The organism is Streptomyces sp. NBC_01775 (assembly GCF_035917675.1).
Classification (GTDB): Bacteria; Actinomycetota; Actinomycetes; order Streptomycetales; family Streptomycetaceae; genus Streptomyces.
In genome coordinates this window covers 7,547,709-7,566,066 of the sequence record NZ_CP109104.1, presented here as the reverse complement: position 1 = coordinate 7,566,066, position 18,358 = coordinate 7,547,709, and the positions used below count along the sequence as shown (strand labels likewise).

Genomic DNA, 18,358 nt, shown 5'->3' with positions numbered 1-18,358 from the left:
GAGGAAGTACGGACACGGGCCTCTTACCCACGAGGCCGTCGCGTCCATGCCAACTCGCCGCCGAGTATTGCGAGCGCGCCGGTTGACTCACAAGACTCAGATCGCGTCACCCGACCGGAAGTTCGGGAGCGGGGTCAAGGGGCCGAACGTCCCGTCCTCTCGCACGTCGTCCCACCATACGGACACGCGTAGCGACGTCGCGTGTTCCCGCCGTAAGGATTAGTCCTGTCTGGTAATCGCTCCTCAGCGGCCAGATTCCGGCGGCAAATCAGGCAGTTCGACGGAAGCTTTCCCTTCCACCGCACGCTCCCGCTCACGCGCCGCGGACGTGTCCGGCGCGGCTCCGCCCGGCGCGGGGGCCTCCGGCGCGGCTCCGCCCGGCGCGGAGCTCTCCACGGGCGGGACCGCGGACGCGCGCGGCCGGCCGCTCCTCGCGCGGGCCCTCCAGGAAGCGGAGCAGCTCGACGGGGAAGGGCAGTACCAGCGTGGAGTTCTTCTCCGTCGCCACCGAGGCCACCGTCTGCAACAGCCTCAGCTGGAGCGCGGCGGGGGTGTCCGCCATCTGCTCGGCCGCCTCGGCGAGCTTCTTGGAGGCTTCCAGTTCCGCGTCGGCGTTGATGATCCGGGCTCTGCGGTCGCGCTGGGCCTCCGCCTGACGGGCCATCGAGCGCTTCATCGTCTCCGGCAGCGAGACGTCCTTGATCTCGACACGGTCCACGGTCACGCCCCACTCGACGGCGGGGCTGTCGGTCATCAGCTCCAGGCCCTGGTTGAGCTTCTCGCGGCTGGAGAGCAGGTCGTCCAGCTCGCTCTTGCCGATGATGGAGCGCAGCGAGGTCTGGGCCATCTGACTCACCGCGAAGCGGTAGTCCTCCACGTGCACGATCGCCTGCGCCGGATCGACGACGCGGAAGTAGACCACGGCATCCACCCGCACCGTGACGTTGTCGCGGGTGATGCCCTCCTGGCCGGGCACCGGCGCCGTGATGATCTGCATGCTGACCTTCTGGAGGCGGTCGACCCCCGGCAGGATCATCGTGAACCCCGGACTCTTGACCTCGGGCCGCAGCCGGCCGAGCCGGAAGACCAGGCCGCGTTCGTACTGCCGGACCACACGCGCCGCCGCGAGGACGTAGAGCGCCCCCAGGGAGAGTCCTGTCGCCACCAGCTCCACGACCATGACGGCCTCCTGCCGACGCACGCGGCGCGGGGGCGAACCCCGGGATGTTCAGGGAGATTTCCGGGGGAATGCAGTAGAGAGGTATCCCTCACCGTAACCGGGACAGGTCACCCGGTCGAGACCCGCTGCGCGCCTGCCCGCGCACGCCGTGGGACGTGCGCGGGCAAGCAGTACGGGTGGTGCCGAAGTACGCGTCAGGGTCAGTAGATGCTGACGCCGTAGGCGCTGAGCGCTTCGGGGACCGGCTGGAAGAAGGTCGTGCCTCCGCTGGAGCAGTTGCCGCTGCCGCCCGAGGTCAGGCCCAGTGCGGTGCTGCCGGAGTAGAGGGGCCCGCCGCTGTCGCCGGGCTCGGCGCAGACGGTGGTGCGGATCAGCCCGTTGACGATGTCGCCGCCGCCGTAGTTGACGGTCGCGTTGAGCGCGGTGACCTGTCCGCTGTGGGTGCCGGTGGTGCTGCCGCGCCGGGTGACCGTCTGGCCGACGGAGGCGTTGCCCGCGCCGGTGATCTCGACGTTGCCGACCGTTCCCGGATGGGCGATGGCGGAGTTGCTGTAGCGCACCAAGCCGTAGTCGTTGCCCGGGAAGCTGGAGCCGGCCGTGGGGCCGATGAGGGTGGTGAGCCCGGAGTTGGTGTACCAGTTGCCCGCGCCGTCGGTGCAGTGACCGGCGGTCAGGAAGTAGTAGGTGCTGCCGCTGCGGACGTTGAAGCCCACCGAGCAGCGCCAGCCTGCCTGCGCGTAGATCGGGTCGCCGCCCGACAGCAATTTCTTGAACGTGCCCTTGGTGCGCTCGATGTCCAGCGCTCCCGCACTGCTGCCCGCTTCGCGCTTGATGCTGGTCAGTTCGGACTTCGAGACGCGGCTGTCCGCGGTCACGACCAGCCTGTTGCTCTTCTTGTCGACGTGCCAGGCGGTGCCTGCCACGTCGGCCGAGCGCACGGCGTCGCTTGCGTCGCCGAGCTGGCTCGCGGTGTAGGTGTGGGGAGACGGAGCTTCGGCGGACGCCGTCGCGGGCACCATGAGCGCCCCGGCCGCCGCCATGCCGGACGCGACGGCGATCAGCCGGTTACGTCTGCGGCGTGCCGAGGTGTCGCTGGCTGTAGTGCGCTTGAACGTCACTTTTCCTCCCGATCAGGGAAAATCAAGCGTGCTCCTGACAAACGCTGCATGGAGTATTCACAGTGATTTTCCGGAATCGCAAGGCCCGCTTTCGGACTCCTAGGGTCCAGATCCCGCCGGGGGAGCCTCAGTTGTCACAGCCGCGTCTTGCGCCCCGCGGCTCCCGGCTTCGCCCTCTCAGGACCGCCCCGGAAGTTCTTCCACTGTTCCCCTCGCGTGTGCCGGAAGTCATACCGGTCAATCCGCGAGTGTCCGGAATGCTCCCAACGGACGGGTGTAGAGCGTGAGGCGATCCCTCACTCGGATGTCCCTGAAGGCCACCCATCCGGCGGGAACGGGGCAATACGCCTCATCTTGCGCTCCGTCACCCGCCGCACAGGGCAAGATTCCTGATCGAGCGCCACATGTTCTGCACCAGAAACGTCACGAATACCGTGCGGGATGGGTATCCGCTTGGCGCATCATCAGCATCATGGACGACCATAGGGGTTGCGGACCCGCGGCGGAGAGCTGAGAACAAGTGGGACCCGCGCGAGGAGAGGAGGCGTCCATGGGATCGGTGCGCAAGGCGAGTGCCTGGCTGGGCCTCGTCGACGACAGCGAGATGCGTTACTACGACTACGCCGACGGGCCGGAAGACGGGCCGTCCGAAGGGCCGGAGCCCTCAGACGCCGCCCGTGAGTCGTGGGTGACGGACCCCAGAGTCCGCGTCACGGCGGAAACGGCACAGGATCAGGGGACCAAGATCGCGACGGTCACCCCGGACTGCTTCCGGGATGCCCGGGGCATCGGTGAGCTGTTCCGGGACGGCGTTCCGGTCATCGTCAACCTCACGGCGATGGAGTCCGCCGACGCCAAGCGCGTCGTCGACTTCGCCGCGGGGCTGACCTTCGGACTGCGGGGGTCCATCGAACGAGTGGCGACCCGCGTCTTCCTGCTCACTCCCAACGACTACAAGATCGTCAGCAACGAGGACCGCCGCGACCCTGGCGGCTTCTTCAACCAGAGTTAGCGCGAGGGTGTGGGGCGCCGTGCCCCACACCCTCCGCTGCTCCGGGGGGCCGAAGGGTCAGCCCCGGAAGGCATCGTGGCCCGTCAGGGCCTTGCCGAGCACCAATTGGTGCATCTCGACCGTGCCCTCATAGGTGAGCACGGACTCCAGGTTGGTCGCGTGCCGCATCACGGGGTATTCGAGCGAGATCCCGTTGGCGCCCAGGATCGTACGGGCCGTGCGGCAGATCTCGATCGCCTCGCGGGTGTTGTTGAGCTTCCCGAAGCTGACCTGCTCGGGCCGCAGCCGTCCCGCGTCCATCCGCGTCCCCAGGTGGTGGGCCAGCAGCACGCCCTTGTGCAGCTCGACGGCCATGTCCGCGAGCTTCGCCTGGGTGAGCTGGAAGCCCGCCAGCGGCCTGCCGAACTGCTCGCGCTCCTTCGCGTAGCCGAGCGCGGCCTCGAAGCAGGAGCGGGCAGCGCCCATAGAGCCCCACACGATGCCGTAGCGGGCGTGGCTCAGACAGCTGAGCGGGCCGCGCAGCCCGCCGCCTTCCGGCAACACCGCGTCGGCCGGCAGCCGCACCTCGTCCAGGACCAGCTCGCTGGTGACCGAGGCGCGCAGCGACCACTTGTGCCGGATCTCCGGCGCCGAGAAGCCGGGGCTGTCGGTGGGGACGACGAAGCCGCGGATGCCGTCGTCGGTGCGGGCCCACACCACGGCCACCCCCGCGACCGAGCCGTTGGTGATCCACATCTTGCGGCCCGTCAGCACCCAGTCCGAGCCCTCGCGTTTGGCGTAGGTGCGCATCCCGCCGGGGTCCGAGCCGTGGTCCGGCTCGGTCAGGCCGAAGCAGCCGATGACCTCGCCGGAGGCCATCCGGGGCAGCCAGGTGCTCTTTTGCTCCTCGCTGCCGAAGCGGTGGATGGCGTACATCGCCAGGGAGCCCTGCACCGAGACCAGGGAGCGGATGCCCGAGTCGGCGGCCTCCAGCTCCAGACAGGCCAGCCCGTACTGCACGGCGCTGGCGCCCGCGCAGCCGTAGCCGGAGAGCTGCATCCCCAGCGCGCCGATGCCGCCCAGCTCGCGGGCCAGCTCGCGGACGCCGGGCAGCTCGCCGCGCTCGTACCAGTCGGCGATACCGGGCAGGACGCGGTCGGCGGCCCAGGAGCGCACGGTCTCGCGCACGGCACGGTCCTCGTCGCTGAGCAGGTCGTCGATCCCCAGCGGGTCGTGCGCGTCGAACGCTGACTTCGCTGACGTCGGGCTCATGGCAGGCGCCTCCGGCGGTGGAACGATCACGGATACGCGCCTGACGCTACGACCGGGTAATGCCCCTCGACAAGAGGCTCCCCGTGCCGCTGTCCTGCTCCTTCGGCCCGCCGGAGCACTCTTCGTCGCCGCGCCCCTGGGTGCCTTCCATGTGGCGGGGCAGCCGCAGCGCCGCCACCGCGCCGAGCAGCAGCAAGCCCGCGCTGACCAGCAGCGTCACATGCAGTCCGGAGACGAAGGAGGCGCGGGCCGCCTCCCGCAGCGCGTGGCCGGCCGGGCCGTCCAAGTGGGCGGCGACCTCGTACGCCTCGCCCAGCGAGTTGCTGGCGTCGGCGCTGGCCGCGTCCGACACCCCGGAATGGCCCGCGACGCCGCGCACGCCCGGTCCGTAGGCGGCGTTCATGACGCTGCCGAGCAGGGCGATGCCCATGCCGGCGCCGAGCTGGTAGGCGGTCTCGCCGACGGCGGCGGCACCGCCCGACTGCTCGGGGGGTGCCTCGCTCAGCATCGACTCGTAGCAGCCGAACAAGGTGGTCTCCAGGCCGAAGCCCAGCAGCACGAAGCCGCCGATGAGGAGGCCCGGCCTGTCCTGCTCGTCCAGTCCCGTCAGGCACAGCACGGCCACGGCCGTGACCAGGAAGCCGAGCGCCACCATCGTGCGCGGCCCCAGCAGGGCCAGCAGCCGGGAGCCGACGAGGCCTGCGGCGATGGCGGCGACGGACAGCGGCAGCAGCCGCATCCCGGTCTGGAGCGGGGAGAGCCCCAGCACGAGCTGGAGGTACTGCGCGGCGATCAGCGCGAGACCGACCAGCGCCAGCACCGTCAGCACGATGCAGCCGACCGAGGTACCGAAGGCGGCGCGGGTCAGGGTGCCGAAGTCGATCAGCGGGTGGGGGCGCCTGCGCTGGCGGCGTACGAACACCACCAGCAGGGCGGCACCGGCCAGCAGCGGCAGCCAGGTGCCCGCCGAGTACAGCTCGCCGCCGCCGGCGCGCTTGACCCCGAAGATCGCCCCGCACAGTCCGGCGGCTGCCAGGACCGCGCCGAGCACGTCCCAGGGGCCCTCGCCCCCGCTGACGGACTCGGGCAGCAGCCAGCGGCCCAGCGGCAGGCCGGCGGCCATCAGCGGAATGTTGATCAGGAAGACCGAGCCCCACCAGAAGTGCTCCAGCAGCAGCCCGCCCACCAGCGGGCCGACAGCGGCGCCCACCGCCGCCACCGCGCTCCAGATGCCGACGGCCAGCGCGCGCTCGCGGCGGTCGGGGAAGACCTGCCGCAGTATCGACAGCGTCGCCGGCATGATCATGGCGCCGCCGACGCCGAGCAGCGCACGAGCCCCGATCAGTACGCCGGCGGACTGCGCGTAGGCGGCCACGCCGGAGGCCACGGCGAAGAGCGCGTACCCGAACAGCAGCACCCGGCGGCGGCCCACCCGGTCGCCGAGGGTGCCGAAGAGGATGAGCAGCGAGGCACACATGAGCGGGTAGGCGTCGACGATCCACAGCAGCTGGGCCGAGCCGGGCCGCAGGTCCTCGGACACGGCGGGCACGGCGACGTGCAGCACGGTGGCGTCGACGGCCACCAGGAACAGGCTCGAGCAGAGGACGACGAGCACGGTCCAGCGGTTGGCGCTCCCGCCCGCATGGCGCGGGTCCGCTCCGTGCCCGGGGACGTCCGCCGCCTCTCGCGATGCGGCCGTGGTCGTCCCGGTCATGTACGCACCTCCTCTTGCTCTCGCACCCGCGGGCCGTTCGGGGAGTGGGCAAGGCCACCAGGAGACCGGGCGGCCGGTCGATTTTCGGCCCGTTGCAGAGGGGCGAGTGGCCGTTAGCGTACGCGAGCCGACGCGTTCGTCTATCGTGCCCCCGTCCAACGGACGGACGTCCCGGCGTTCGTATGCCCGGGATGCGCGCGGCTATGACTGCGTAGACGGCGGTGCTTCGCCCCGGTATCGGGAGGCGGGAAGCGGTGGCCAATAATCTCCGGATGACCGACCTCGCCGCCTCCGGCTCCCCCCACGCCGATACCGGCACCCGCGCGGGCGCCCCGCGCCGCGCCGCGCCCGCGCTGCTGGCGTTCGCGGGGGTGCGGCTGCTGGGCCTGCTGGTGCTGGCGGCCTGGGGCACGTCGGTCGAGAGCGCGCACCAGCTGCTGACGCGGCGCTGGGATTCCCTCTGGTACACGCGGGTCGCCGACGGCTGGTACGGCTACGAGGTCAGGCTGCCGGACGGCGGGGTGCACTCGGACCTGGCGTTCTTTCCGCTGCTCCCGGGCCTGGAGCGACTGTTCGCGGAGATCTCGCCGCTCTCTCCCGCCGACGCCGGGATGCTGGTGAGCTGGATCTCCTCGCTGGCCACCGCGTGGGCGCTCTACTTGACCGGGGAGCGGCTGTACGGGCGGTCCGCCGGAATCTGTCTGGCCGTGCTGTGGGCGGCGCTGCCGGTCGGCATCGTGCAGTCGATGGCCTACAGCGAGTCACTGTTCACCGCGCTGGCCGCCTGGTCGCTGTACGCGGTGTTGACGGGCCGCTGGGTGTGGGCCGGGACGCTGGCGGCACTGGCGGGGCTGACCCGTCCGGTGGGCGCCGCCGTGGTGGCCGCGGTGTGGATCGCGGCGCTGGCGGGCCTGTGGCGGGAGCGGCGCCGGCCGACGGTGCGGATGACGCTGGGGCTGGCACTGGCACCGCTGGGCTGGTTCGGGTACTTCGTATGGGTGGGAGTCCGGACCGGCAGTGTCACTGGATATCTGGACATTCAGGGGCAGTGGGGAAACGGCTTCGACGGGGGCTGGGCGTTTCTCGGATTCATCGGGAAAAACCTGACAGGAACGGTCATCGGCGGCCTCGGCCTGATAGCCGGCGTGGCGCTGGTGATCTGGCTGTACGTGCTGTGCGTACGACAGCGGCAGCCCCTGCCGCTGCTGGTGTACGCGGGCATCGTGCTGGTGCTCGCACTGTGCGCCAAGGGCTACTTCGGGTCCAAGCCACGGCTGTTGATGCCCGCCTTCCCGCTGCTGCTGCCGCTTGCCGCGGCGCTGGCGCGGTGGCGGCCCTCGCGGGCGGCGCTGCTGCTGGGCCGGATCGCGGTGTTGTCGGCCGCGTACGGCGCGTGGTGGCTGCACGGCTCGGGGCCGCCGTGAGCCGTTGCCCGGTGAAAACACCAGGCCGGCAGGGGAAATGCGGAAATGCTCCTCAACGGCCGTGTGACCGAAGTCGCTTCGCAGTCACTTCCCGGCAATGAAGGAGCCGCCGAATCGACCCGACATAAACTTCACCTAAGCGAGTGCGGGGCACTTTTGCACATCACATCGGCATCACGAAGAGCCCGCCATCGCCGAAGGCACTCTTCACGCGCGGTAATCTCGATTGAGTGCGTACCGACCGAATCTTCTCCAGGCTGGAGCAGGAGCCTCACCGCCCCTGCGGCCCGGCCCCGCGGATGAGCCGGATCCGGCTGGGTCTGTTCAGCACCACGGTCGCCTTCTATGTGGCCATCGTGGTCGCGGTTCTGGGCTCGACCTGGCTCGTCCAGCTCGACTGGCAGGTCATGCTCTTCCGCCCGTACAAGCAGTGGCCCGAGATCCACGGGTTCCTGGACGCCTTCGTGGTGCTGGGACAACGCGGGCCGACGGCTGTGCTGGTGGCCGCATGGCTGGGCTGGCGCTCCTGGCGGCAGCGCACGCTGCGCCCGCTGCTCGCGCTGGGCTTCTCGCTGCTGCTGCTCAACACGACGGTCGGTGCCGTCAAGATCGGCCTGGGGCGCCTCGGGCCACACTACGCGACCTCCATCGGCTCGCCCGAACTCTTCGCCGGCGGCGATATATTCCCTTCGGGCCACACCGCCAACGGCGTGGTGACCTGGGGAATCCTCGCCTATCTGGCCACGACGCCGCTCGCCCGGCGATGGCTGTCCGTCGTCGGCGCCGTCTTCGCGCTCGGTGTCGGCGCCACCACCGTCTATCTCGGTACGCACTGGGTCAGCGATGTGCTGCTGGGCTGGGCCGCCGGGCTGCTGATCCTGCTGGGTCTGCCCTGGTGCGAGCCGGCCATCGCCCGTGCGGAGGCGCTGATCTTCGCGCTGCGTGAACGGTTCCTCACCGCCGGGTCCCCGCTGGCCCCCAAGCAGGCGCCGGCGCCGCCCGTCACGGCACGGCAGGCCCTGGTCACCCCGCGCACCGTTCCCGCGCAGGAGACCGCCACGGGTGCGCGTACGCCGGTGCCGCGCAGCACCGAGGAGGCACGCGCCGCGGACACCGTGGGGGCGGGCGCCGGACGCGGGGGCTCCTCGTCCTCCTCGGGCAGCCCCTGGGCCTCCTCGCGGCGCTACTGACCGCGACCGCCGCGGCTTTGGAGCCACGACGGCACCGGTGACGTCCGGGCGAGGAAGCCGGTACGCACAGCCCTTCCTCACCCGGTCCCACCTGTCCCGCCCGCTGCGGGCTCAGCGGGCACTGGAGTTCGGTCTTCCAGCAGCGGAGTTCAGCCCTTCCAGCAGCGCACCACCTGCTCGTCCTGGACCGCGAGGTTGATCCGCCCGGAGAGGTACTCCATGGTGACGAGCGCGTCCGGCGCCAGTTGACGCACGGTGGTCCAGCCTTGCTCCCGGGCACGCCGTTCGGCGTCCTGGGGGCTCATGCCCACGTAGGTCTCAGGGTCGTCGTCGGACAGTTGAGGGTCCGGTGTTTCGGGTGCCATGCGGCCACCGTAGGCGCGGGGAGTGACGGCCGGAAGTCTTGGCCTGTCTGCGGCCGAGTCACGCTTGTGTCACAACGCTCGGTGCACGATCCGGCGTTGCACGCGTCACTCGTACGTGGCTGTTCCCCAGCAGTAATTTCACCGGCTCCGCATTCCGGATTACGACCTGGAAATAGCGGGACGACCACCCGAGGCACAAATTCCGGAACGGCGCCCCAAGGACACCTTAAGACAGTCGGAAGAGCTGCTGAAGAACTGCTCGCCGCCGCCCAATTCCCCTTCCGCGTACGGCGCCTGCCAGGAGCCGCGCCCACGGAAGAGCCGACGCCGGACGGTGGTCGCGGGGCGGGCTGCCCGCGCCCTCCCGTGCACCAGAGGGCTGAAAGTCATCGGCGCGCACCCTCGCGCCCACCCGTGCCCTGCCGCATCATGGCCTGTGCCCGGACGGCAGGCACGGCCTGACGCAGCGCCCGGACGCATCGCCGTATGGACGGAAGCGAGGGGGCAGCATGGCGACGGACACCGCCCAGGTGACGGAGGAGGGAGGCGGCGCCGCCCCGCGCGTACGCCGCCCCGGGGCGCTGATGGTGGACTGGCTGACGACCACCGACCACAAGAAGATCGGCCACCTCTACCTCATCACCTCCTTCGCCTTCTTCCTGGTCGGCGGGGTGCTGGCGCTGCTGATGCGCGCCGAACTGGCCCGCCCGGGGCTTCAGTTGATGACGAACGAGGAGTTCAACCAGGCGTTCACGATGCACGGCACGATCATGCTGCTGCTCTTCGCCACGCCGACGTTCGCGGGCTTCGCCAACGAGATCATGCCGCTTCAGATCGGCTCGCCCGATGTGGCCTTCCCCCGGCTCAACATGCTGTCGTACTGGCTGTTCCTCTTCGGCGGGCTGATCGTGCTGGGCTCCTTGCTCGTGCCGACCGGGCCGGCCTCCTTCGGCTGGTTCGCCTACGCGCCGCTCAACTCCCTGACGCGCTCCCCCGGGGTGGGCGCGGACCTGTGGATCATGGGGCTGGCCCTGGCGGGCTTCGGGACGATCCTGGGCTCCGTGAACTTCCTGACGACCATCATCGGGATGCGCGCCCCGGGCATGACGATGTTCCGGCTGCCGGTCTTCACCTGGAACACCCTGTTCACCTCGATCCTCGTGCTGGTCGCCTTCCCCGTGCTGGCGGCGGCGCTGCTGTGCCTGGAGGCGGACCGCAGGTTCGGGGCGATGGTCTTCGCCCCGGAGAACGGGGGCGCGCTGCTGTGGCAGCACCTGTTCTGGTTCTTCGGGCATCCGGAGGTCTACATCATCGCGCTGCCGTTCTTCGGCATCATCACCGAGATCATCCCCGTCTTCTCCCGGAAGCCGATCTTCGGCTATGTGATGCTCGTCGGCGCCACGATGGCCATCACCGGGCTGTCCGTGGTGGTGTGGGCGCACCACATGTTCGCCACGGGTGCCGTGCTGCTGCCGTTCTTCGCCTTCATGTCGTTCCTGATCGCGGTGCCCACGGGAGTGAAGTTCTTCAACTGGATCGGCACGATGTGGCACGGCTCGGTCTCCTTCGAGACCCCCATGCTGTGGTCGGTCGGCTTCCTGGTCAGCTTCCTGTTCGGCGGTCTGACCGGCGTGCTGCTCGCCGCGCCGCCGCTGGACTTCCACGTGACGGACTCGTACTTCGTGGTGGCGCACTTCCACTACGTGGTCTTCGGCACCGTCGTGTTCGCGACGTTCGCAGGCTTCTACTTCTGGTGGCCCAAGTTCACGGGGAAGATGCTCGACGAGCGGCTCGGGAAGATCCACTTCTGGACGCTGTTCACCGGCTTCCACCTCACCTTCCTGGTGCAGCACTGGCTGGGCGTGGAGGGCATGCCCCGGCGGTACGCGGACTACCTGGCGGCCGACGGGTTCACCGCGCTGAACACCCTCTCCTCCATCGGCGCCTTCCTGCTGGGCATGTCCACGCTGCCGTTCCTCTACAACGTGTGGAAGACCCACAAGTACGGCAAGCGGATCGAGCTGGAGGACCCGTGGGGCTACGGGCGGTCGCTGGAGTGGGCTACCTCGTCCCCGCCGCCGCGCCACAACTTCGTGACCATGCCGCGCATCCGCTCCGAGTCCCCCGCCTTCGACCTGCACCACCCGGAGATCGTCACGACGTTGGAGAACCAGCTGGAGAGGGCCCGTTCCGAGCCCGCTCCACAGAGCGGGCCAGCCGGTCCCGCAGCCGGCTGACGTACTCGGTCAGCTCCTCGGGCTCGCGCACCTCGAACTCGACGCCGAGCATCAGCACATGCACGAGGATCCCCTCCAGCGAGGGCGCGCCGGACCGCAGCAGACAGGTGTGCTCGTCGACGGCCTCCAGGGTGCCGCTGGAGAGCGAGATGTACTCGGCGGCCCGCTCCATGGGGGTGTGCAGCAGCACGGTGGCCCGGGCGGGGTAGACCCGGTTGGAGACCCCCTCGGACACCCAGGCGGCCAGGTCCTCGGCGGGCGGGGTGCGCGGGGTGAAGCGCGGGCCGTGCGGCGGGGTGAGGGTGATCCGGTCGGCCCGGAAGGTGCGCCAGTCCTCGCGGTCCAGGTCCCAGCCGACCAGGTACCAGCGGCGGTGGGTGGTCACCAGCCGGTGCGGCTCGACGCGGCGGCGGGAGGAGGCGCCGCCGTGGGCCTCGTACTCGAAGCGGAGCCGCTCGTGGTCGCGGCAGGCGTGCGCCAGCTCGGTGAGGACCTCGGCGCCGACCCCCGGGCCGCGGTATTCGCGTTGCATCGGCACCGTGTACTCGGTGAGCGCGCCAACCCGGCGGCGCAGCCGGTGCGGCAGCACCTGTTCGAGCTTGGCGAGGGCGCGGGCCGAGGACTCGGCTATGCCCTCGATCGCGCCGCCGGCCGCGCCGCGCAGCCCGACGGCGACGGCCACCGCCTCCTCGTCGTCCAGCAGCAGCGGCGGCAGTTCGGCTCCGGCGCCGAGCTGGTAGCCGCCCGCCGTCCCGCTCGTGGAGTGAACGGGGTAGCCCAGCTCGCGCAGCCGGTCGACGTCCCTGCGCACGGTGCGCGGGCTGACGCCGAGCCGGTCCGCGAGAGCGCCTCCCGACCAGTCGCGGTGGGTCTGCAACAGTGAGAGCAGCCGTAGCAGCCGCGCCGAGGTCTCCAGCATGCGGTCGAGTCTCGCAGCCCTCGCGGACAGCTAGTGTCCTCGGTCGACCCTTACAGCGAGGTCGTTGTTGAGGGTGTAGTACGGCTTCGCGGTCACCGCCCCCCTGCGCGGCTCGGGGACTTCGGGCTGCTCGCCGTCCGCCGAGGTGCTGTCGGCCGTGGTGCCGTCCGCCGTGGCGGCCTGTTCTCCTTCCGGGGGCGGGGTGAGGGAGCAGGCGGGGAAGGTGAAGATCCGCTTCTTGTCCGGGATGTCGTCCAGGATGCGGGCCACCCGCACGGCCTTCGCACCTGCGGCGGGCCGCAGCCACAGATCCCACAGCTGGTGCTCCGCCAGCGGCGAGTAGGGCAGCACGGCGGTGAAGTCCTCCCCGTCGGAGGCGACTTCCGCCGGTACGGGAGGGTCCTCGCCCCTGCGCGGCCACGCCTCCAGCCGTGCCGTCGGGGTGACCTCGGCACCGTAGAGACGCCCGCGCAGCGCCAGCCCGCCGTCCATGACCCGCAGCGATCCGGCCTCGGCGTGCGGCCAGCGCAGCCAGGAGCGGACGCTGAGGTTGCCGTGCTCGGTGGAGTAGGGGATGCGCACTCCGAGCCAGGTGCGGCCCTCGCTCGGTGTGCGGTCGACCAGCGAGCGCAGGTCGTTGACACCTGGCGACAGCCGCCGCGGCCCCTGGCCCTCCAGCGCGAGGAAGACGTTCCAGCGGCCTTCGGTGAGCTGCATGGTGCTGGGCAGCGCGGCACGCAGGACGAGGTCGTCGCCGGTGCCGGGGGTGGCCGTGGCGTCCGTCGTGGCTGTGGCGTCCGTCCCGGCCGCCGTGTCCGCCGCGTTCTCCAGGGGCATCAGGGGCAGCCGCACCTCCTCGATCTCCCCCGAGGGGCCCGGACGGCGGCGCAGCAGCAGGCCGGGATCCTTGTCTGCGACGCTCGCGGGCAATCGGACGTCGAAGGTGAGGCCGCCCGCTATGTCGGCCGTGCAGTCTGCGGTGGGGCCGCGCTGCCCCTGCTGCCTGCGGCGCACGGGTTCGCCGGGGGTCGCGGGCCGGGCGCCGTCCCTGGTCCTACGTGTCCCCGGCACTGTGCCGGGCCCGGTGAGGGGTCGCGCGGGCCCCGCGGTCGGGACGGTCTCGGTGGTGCTGCCGTTCATGCTGTGCGTCCTCCCTGAAGCGCCCCGTGAGCCGTGTCCCTGAGGGCGTCCTTGACGGCATAGGCTCCGCTGAGGAGCGAGCCGCGCGTGCGGTGCAGGCCGCGGGTACCGCGGCCGGTCAGCTCCCGCATCAGGGATTCGTAGCGCGCTCCCACCCGCGAGGGGTCGAAGCGCGCGGCGTCGGTCAGGGCCGCCCGGCCCATGCGCCGGCGCATTCCGTCGTCGTTGATGAGGCCCAGCAGCGCCTCGGCGACGGCACTCTCGTCGCCCGTGGGCACCAGGCGGCCGTCCACTCCGGAGCGGATGATCTCGCCGGGCCCGTGCGGGCAGTCGGTGGCCACGACGGGCAGCCCGCAGCGCATGGCCTCGACGATGGTCATGCCGAACGACTCCAGGCTGGAAGTGACGGCGGCGATGGAGCCCTTGGCCCACTCGGGCTCGATGGGGTGCGTGGGTCCCATGAGGAAGACGTGGTTGTAGAGGCCGAGTTCGTTGATGAGGGCGCGCAGGACGGGCCGCTCGCGTCCGCCGCCGTATATCCGCAGCCGCCAGTCGGGGCGCTCGGCCACCACCTTCGCGAAGGAGCGGATGAGCACGTCGTAGCGCTTGGCCGGGGCGAGACGGCCGGCGGCGACGACCCATTTGCTGCTGCCGTCGGACGGGGTGACGCCGGGCTCGGGCACGCTGTTGGGTACGGCCTCTATCCGTACGCCCGGCAGCCGCAGCCTGTTGCGGTAGTCGGCGGCGTCGGCCTCGGTGACGGTGGTCAGCGCGTCGAGGCGGGGATAGGCGCTGCGCAGCACGAGCTTGAGCCGACGGGAGTGGGTGGCGAGTGTGAGGTGCTCCTGACCCATGCGGACCGGTCCGCGGCGGGTCTGGCGCGCGATATGGGTGTTGAGGCCGGGGCGGGTGCCGATGACGATGTCGGCCTCGGTGCTGCCCAGGTGTTCCCCGATGAGGCGGTCGGTCAGCGCGCTGTACATCGGGTACTTCCCGTCCTCCGGCGGGAAGATCTCGGCGGGCCGTGTGTGCTCGCCGCCCTCTCCGGCCTCGGCACGCACGTCGCGGACGTCCACGAGGTGCCGGAGCCTCACCCCCGGCCCCGGATCGAACACCGGCCGGTCCCGGCTGCGGAACACCGATACCACCTCGACCTCGTGGTGTTCCGCGAGGCTCCGGGCGAGGTTATAAGTAGTACGCACCGTTCCCCCGATGGCGTACCCATTGTGGAGTAAGAACGAAATGTGCATTTTCCCCGAGTCCCACGAAAACCTCGCGGTCAGTCCCCCTCTGTCCGCCTGTCACCTTCCTAGACGGATTTCAGCACGCAAGGGTTGGATGGACGGAGCATCTTATTTCAGAAACGTGCCCGAACGGTTTCGCTATTGTGATGGAGAGTTGGGAATTTTTCCTACTTCCGACTCGTCCTCGCCTGCCTCTGGCCTCCGGTGGCGCGCTCAGGGGCGGTAGCCGATTTGCGGCACGGTGAAGCAGGTGTCCGTCATGTCGCGACTCTGCCCCTGTCGGCCCCTGCCGGCCCTTGCCGTCCCGCCAGCGCGCGACGGACAGACAGGTGCGCCGCTCCTTCGGCGGTCGGGCACGGTGCCCGAAGGTCACGGGAAGCAGCAGTCCGCGCGTCGCATAGGGCCTGCCCCTCTCCATGAAGCGCTCCACACACGGACGGGTGAGCCGGTCGCCGCACGATTTCGCCGCGTCGCTGAACCACATCGCCGCGGCCCACCCTTCGAACTGCCGCGGGGAGAGCCGCTCGCGGCCGGCTTCCGTGCGCTTCATCGCCTTCCTGTTGGTGACCTTGGCGGTCAGCCGCACCCCGGGCCCCGTCGATCGCCTCGCACAACTGCGCGTTGCCGTGGGTTTCCATGGCGTCGAAGGTGACGAGATCGACCTTCTGCGCGCGCAGATCGGCGGCGACGGCGCGGAAGTTCGGCAGCGCGAAGTCGCCCTGCTCCTCGATCACGTCATAACCCTCCTCCTTCAGGCCCCGCGTGACAAGCCTGGCGTAACCCGTCGAAGCGGACTGGTCGTAGGAGACGACGGCGGCCTTGCTCGCCCCCTGCTCCCGCTTGAAACAGCGGTAGACCTCGGTGCCGCCGTGCACCTTCCCGCCCCAGCCGGGCCGCCGTCCGTCGCGCGGCGCGAGACTGCCGTAGATGCCGTACAGATGCGGATAGGTGTCGTACGCGGGACCGACGGGCCGGCCGCCGATGTCCCGCACCCCCGCCTCGGAGACCCGCTTGGCGCCCGCGTAATCCAGCGAGGCTCCGGCGACGAGCGCGAACACCCGCTTCGCTGGGTCCTTGTCCAGCAGCCGCTGTACACACTCCTTGCTGCCCACGCCGCTGCCGCCGTCGTCACAGGTGACGACCTCCACCTTGCGGCCGTTGAGGCCGCCCCGGGCGTTGAGCCGGTCGAAGTAGGCGCGGGCCCCGGCGCTGCGCCTGTTCGAGCTGGAGCACCTCGGCGAAGCCCGTCGCCGGGCTGGACACGGCCACGCTGCGCCGTCTTGAGCTGGCCCGCGCCCTCGCGACGGACCCGCACACTGGCGGGCAGGAGCAGCGGCTGCCCGCGCCCACCCCGCCGCCCGACGGGGCCACCACGGCGGTCTACGAGCCGGGCAGGGGTGCGGTGGTCTTCAGCGGTGAAGCGGGCGAACGGCGACGGCCCCGCCAGGCGCTGTGACCTGACGGGGCCGCTGATGCCTCGCGGGTTCGCGGACTCACGAACTCGCGGATTCACGAACTCGCAGACCCACGGGCTCGCAGACCCATGGGTTCACGGGTCAGACGTGAAGACGCTGTCCGGGCATGATGAGGTCCGGGTCGCCCCCGACGAGGCTCTGGTTCGCGGAGTAGAGGGCGCGCCAGCTCTTGTGGTGCGCCTTCGCGATCGAGCCGAGGGTGTCACCGGCCTTGACGGTGTAGTTGCCGGAGCCGCGCTCGGAGCCACGGTTGGCGCGCGTGGCGGCCCGCTCGTCGGTCTTCGGCTGCGCGGCCTTCGGCTTGGCCTGTGGCTTGGGCTGCGCCTGCTGCGGGGCGGGTGCGGCGCCGGCCTTCGGCGGGGTGCCGGAAGCTCCGGCCTTGGCCGAGCAGTTCGGCCACGCTCCCCAGCCCTGTGCCCGCTGCACCTTGGTGGCGACGGCGATCTGCTGCGCCTTGCTGGCCTCGTCGGCGGTCGGCGCGTACGCCCCGCCGCCGTGTGCCCGCCAGGTGCCGGCGGAGAACTGGAGCCCGCCGTAGTAGCCGTTGCCGGTGTTGATCTGCCAGTTCCCACCGCTCTCGCACTGGGCGATGCGGTCCCACACTCCGTCGTTCGGCGCCGCCGAGGCCGTAGGGGCGGTGGCGGCGAGCAGCGCGAACGGGGCGGCGATACCGGCACCCGCGAGCACCGCTGCTGTACGACGTTTGGACAAAGGAAACCCTCTCCACGAACCCAGGAACCCCCGTTGTTCTCCCCCGAGCGGATGACGGCGTTGGCACATCTGGCGCCCGCACTCTGATCCGCCTGTCCCAGGTGGTGCTCGGTGCACCGCGAGGAATGTATGGAGGCTCTCGCCCGACTTTCAACCGGATCCTTGTCGTTCCAGGCCAGTTGCCGGTTACTCGCTATAACGGCGACTTCAGGACACCCCACATAGCAGCCCAAACAGGGCAGTACCTCCCCGGCTCCGCCGGGATCTGTGACCGGCGTCACCGGTCGAACTCGCGTGCCCCCTCCATTTGTTGACGGAGCGTGAGCTGTTCGGCCTGTCAGGTGACCGCATGCGTCCGACCCGGGGACCTCGCGGCCACGGACGCGTGACCGTCACCACAGATCGCCCGTTGTCCACACGAACAGGAACCGAAAGCCAGGAGCCTCCGTGTCCCCCATGCTCGATGTCAGCGACGCCGTACGCGCCGAGATCGGTGAAGCAGAAGCCGACAGGCTGCTCGCCGGAGAGAACGCCCCGGGAAACTACGACTGCACCTCGTGCCGCACCCCGGGCCACACCAGCCAGGAGCGGACCAGCACCGTGCTGTTCGTCGGCGAGGAGACGGCCGTCCTCGCCTTCGCCCACGCCACCTGCATCCCCTCCCAGGTGGTGACCGTCTCCGAGGACCAGCTCCAGGGGGCCGTACGCACCATCGCGGCAAACGAAGCGAACGGAGCCGCACAGGTTCCCGCCCCCTCCGCCGCCCCGTCCCTGGCGCCGGCCACTCCGATCGCACCCCCCGCACCGGCCGCGTCCCCCGCGCCCGCCACGGCCGAATCCGGGCCGCGTCAGGCGGTCCTGGGCGTCACCTGCGGCCAGGTCCTCATCCAGGACTCCCTGTACCCGGCCATCGTCGTCGAGCCCACGGGCCCGATCGCGCGCCCCGGCTCCGAGGGGCCCGGTGACGACTTCCTGCCGCTGCTGATCGAGCAGGGCTTCATGCCCGTCACGGATGTCGCGCGCCGCCCCTCGCCGGTCGCCGGCTGGTCGGTGCTGCTCGCCATGGGACAGCTCCACGCCATCCTCCAGCCCCCGCCCGGACCCGGCGGGCAGCCCGTCGCGTGGTGGCAGGCGCACCAGCCGCTCGCGGTCACCGACGGCTATCGCATGGCGGCGGCCAAGAGCCACACGGTGATGGTCTACGCGGCGCCCGCCGGCTCCATCGGCCAGCAGCCCCGCGAGGACCTGCTGCGCGAGGCGCTGGAGAAGGCGGCGACCCGTGGCGTGCTGGTGGCCGCCGCGATGCCGCTCGCCGGCACCTGAGCCGCACCGGCCCCGAAGCGACGTCGGACCGGCGGCGGGGCGGCACACAGGGGCC

At 70.7% G+C, this 18,358-nt stretch carries 14 protein-coding genes and 1 pseudogene; 5 read left to right on the top strand and 10 right to left on the bottom strand.

Annotated elements, in window-relative coordinates; all coding sequences use genetic code 11:
- Window positions 1–313 precede the first annotated feature (313 nt).
- Both OHB04_RS33615 and OHB04_RS33610 read right to left on the bottom strand, forming a co-directional pair.
- The gene (locus tag OHB04_RS33615; RefSeq protein ID WP_326808922.1) at window positions 314–1,180 is read right to left on the bottom strand and encodes a slipin family protein; all 867 of its coding nucleotides are present in this window, start codon (window positions 1,178–1,180) and stop codon (window positions 314–316) included.
- A 200-nt stretch (window positions 1,181–1,380) separates the two neighbouring features.
- On the bottom strand, window positions 1,381–2,298 hold the full coding sequence (locus OHB04_RS33610) for a S1 family peptidase (RefSeq protein WP_326691402.1): 918 nt from the start codon (window positions 2,296–2,298) through the stop codon (window positions 1,381–1,383).
- Between the two features lie 550 nt (window positions 2,299–2,848).
- Here OHB04_RS33610 and OHB04_RS33605 point away from each other — a divergent pair.
- Window positions 2,849–3,310: a cell division protein SepF gene (locus OHB04_RS33605; protein ID WP_326691401.1), complete on the top strand. Its 462-nt coding sequence runs from the start codon at window positions 2,849–2,851 to the stop codon at window positions 3,308–3,310.
- Between the two features lie 57 nt (window positions 3,311–3,367).
- Here OHB04_RS33605 and OHB04_RS33600 read toward each other — a convergent pair whose 3' ends face one another.
- Together OHB04_RS33600 and OHB04_RS33595 are read right to left on the bottom strand one after the other, a co-directional pair.
- The gene (locus OHB04_RS33600) at window positions 3,368–4,561 is read right to left on the bottom strand and encodes an acyl-CoA dehydrogenase family protein (RefSeq protein ID WP_326808921.1); all 1,194 of its coding nucleotides are present in this window, start codon (window positions 4,559–4,561) and stop codon (window positions 3,368–3,370) included.
- Between the two features lie 46 nt (window positions 4,562–4,607).
- The gene (locus tag OHB04_RS33595; protein WP_326691399.1) at window positions 4,608–6,275 is read right to left on the bottom strand and encodes an MFS transporter; all 1,668 of its coding nucleotides are present in this window, start codon (window positions 6,273–6,275) and stop codon (window positions 4,608–4,610) included.
- A gap of 272 nt (window positions 6,276–6,547) precedes the next feature.
- Here OHB04_RS33595 and OHB04_RS33590 point away from each other — a divergent pair, with 272 nt between their 5' ends.
- The gene (locus OHB04_RS33590) at window positions 6,548–7,699 is read left to right on the top strand and encodes a glycosyltransferase family 39 protein (protein WP_326808920.1); all 1,152 of its coding nucleotides are present in this window, start codon (window positions 6,548–6,550) and stop codon (window positions 7,697–7,699) included.
- Window positions 7,700–7,929: 230 nt separating this feature from the next.
- Window positions 7,930–8,889, top strand: coding sequence for a phosphatase PAP2 family protein (locus tag OHB04_RS33585; RefSeq protein ID WP_326691397.1), 960 nt, complete (start codon window positions 7,930–7,932; stop codon window positions 8,887–8,889).
- Window positions 8,890–9,038: 149 nt separating this feature from the next.
- Here the strand turns inward: OHB04_RS33585 and OHB04_RS33580 are convergent, their stop codons facing one another.
- Complete coding sequence (locus OHB04_RS33580) at window positions 9,039–9,254, bottom strand: hypothetical protein (protein ID WP_326691396.1); 216 nt, start codon at window positions 9,252–9,254, stop codon at window positions 9,039–9,041.
- A 509-nt stretch (window positions 9,255–9,763) separates the two neighbouring features.
- Here OHB04_RS33580 and ctaD point away from each other — a divergent pair.
- Window positions 9,764–11,491 carry an aa3-type cytochrome oxidase subunit I gene (gene ctaD / locus OHB04_RS33575; protein WP_326691395.1) on the top strand — a complete coding sequence of 576 codons (1,728 nt, stop codon included), beginning with the start codon at window positions 9,764–9,766 and terminating at the stop codon, window positions 11,489–11,491.
- On the opposite strand, the gene OHB04_RS33570 is transcribed toward ctaD, so the two are convergent.
- From OHB04_RS33570 to OHB04_RS33550, 5 genes and pseudogenes are all read right to left on the bottom strand, one after another.
- Window positions 11,409–12,410, bottom strand: coding sequence for a helix-turn-helix transcriptional regulator (locus OHB04_RS33570; protein ID WP_326691394.1), 1,002 nt, complete (start codon window positions 12,408–12,410; stop codon window positions 11,409–11,411). The genes ctaD and OHB04_RS33570 overlap by 83 nt on opposite strands.
- A gap of 30 nt (window positions 12,411–12,440) precedes the next feature.
- Window positions 12,441–13,550, bottom strand: coding sequence for a hypothetical protein (locus OHB04_RS33565; protein WP_326808919.1), 1,110 nt, complete (start codon window positions 13,548–13,550; stop codon window positions 12,441–12,443).
- Entirely contained in the window at window positions 13,547–14,800 is a 1,254-nt protein-coding gene (locus OHB04_RS33560; protein ID WP_326691392.1) for a glycosyltransferase family 4 protein, read from the bottom strand. The genes OHB04_RS33565 and OHB04_RS33560 overlap by 4 nt, the downstream gene beginning before the upstream one ends.
- A gap of 207 nt (window positions 14,801–15,007) precedes the next feature.
- Window positions 15,008–15,999: pseudogene (locus tag OHB04_RS33555) on the bottom strand (ABC transporter substrate-binding protein); the annotation flags it as partial.
- A 351-nt stretch (window positions 16,000–16,350) separates the two neighbouring features.
- Window positions 16,351–16,980, bottom strand: a complete 630-nt coding sequence (locus tag OHB04_RS33550; protein ID WP_326691391.1) for a LysM peptidoglycan-binding domain-containing protein — start codon at window positions 16,978–16,980, stop codon at window positions 16,351–16,353.
- A gap of 456 nt (window positions 16,981–17,436) precedes the next feature.
- Here OHB04_RS33550 and OHB04_RS33545 point away from each other — a divergent pair, with 456 nt between their 5' ends.
- Entirely contained in the window at window positions 17,437–18,303 is an 867-nt protein-coding gene (locus OHB04_RS33545) for a hypothetical protein (protein WP_326693044.1), read from the top strand.
- Window positions 18,304–18,358: the final 55 nt, after the last annotated feature.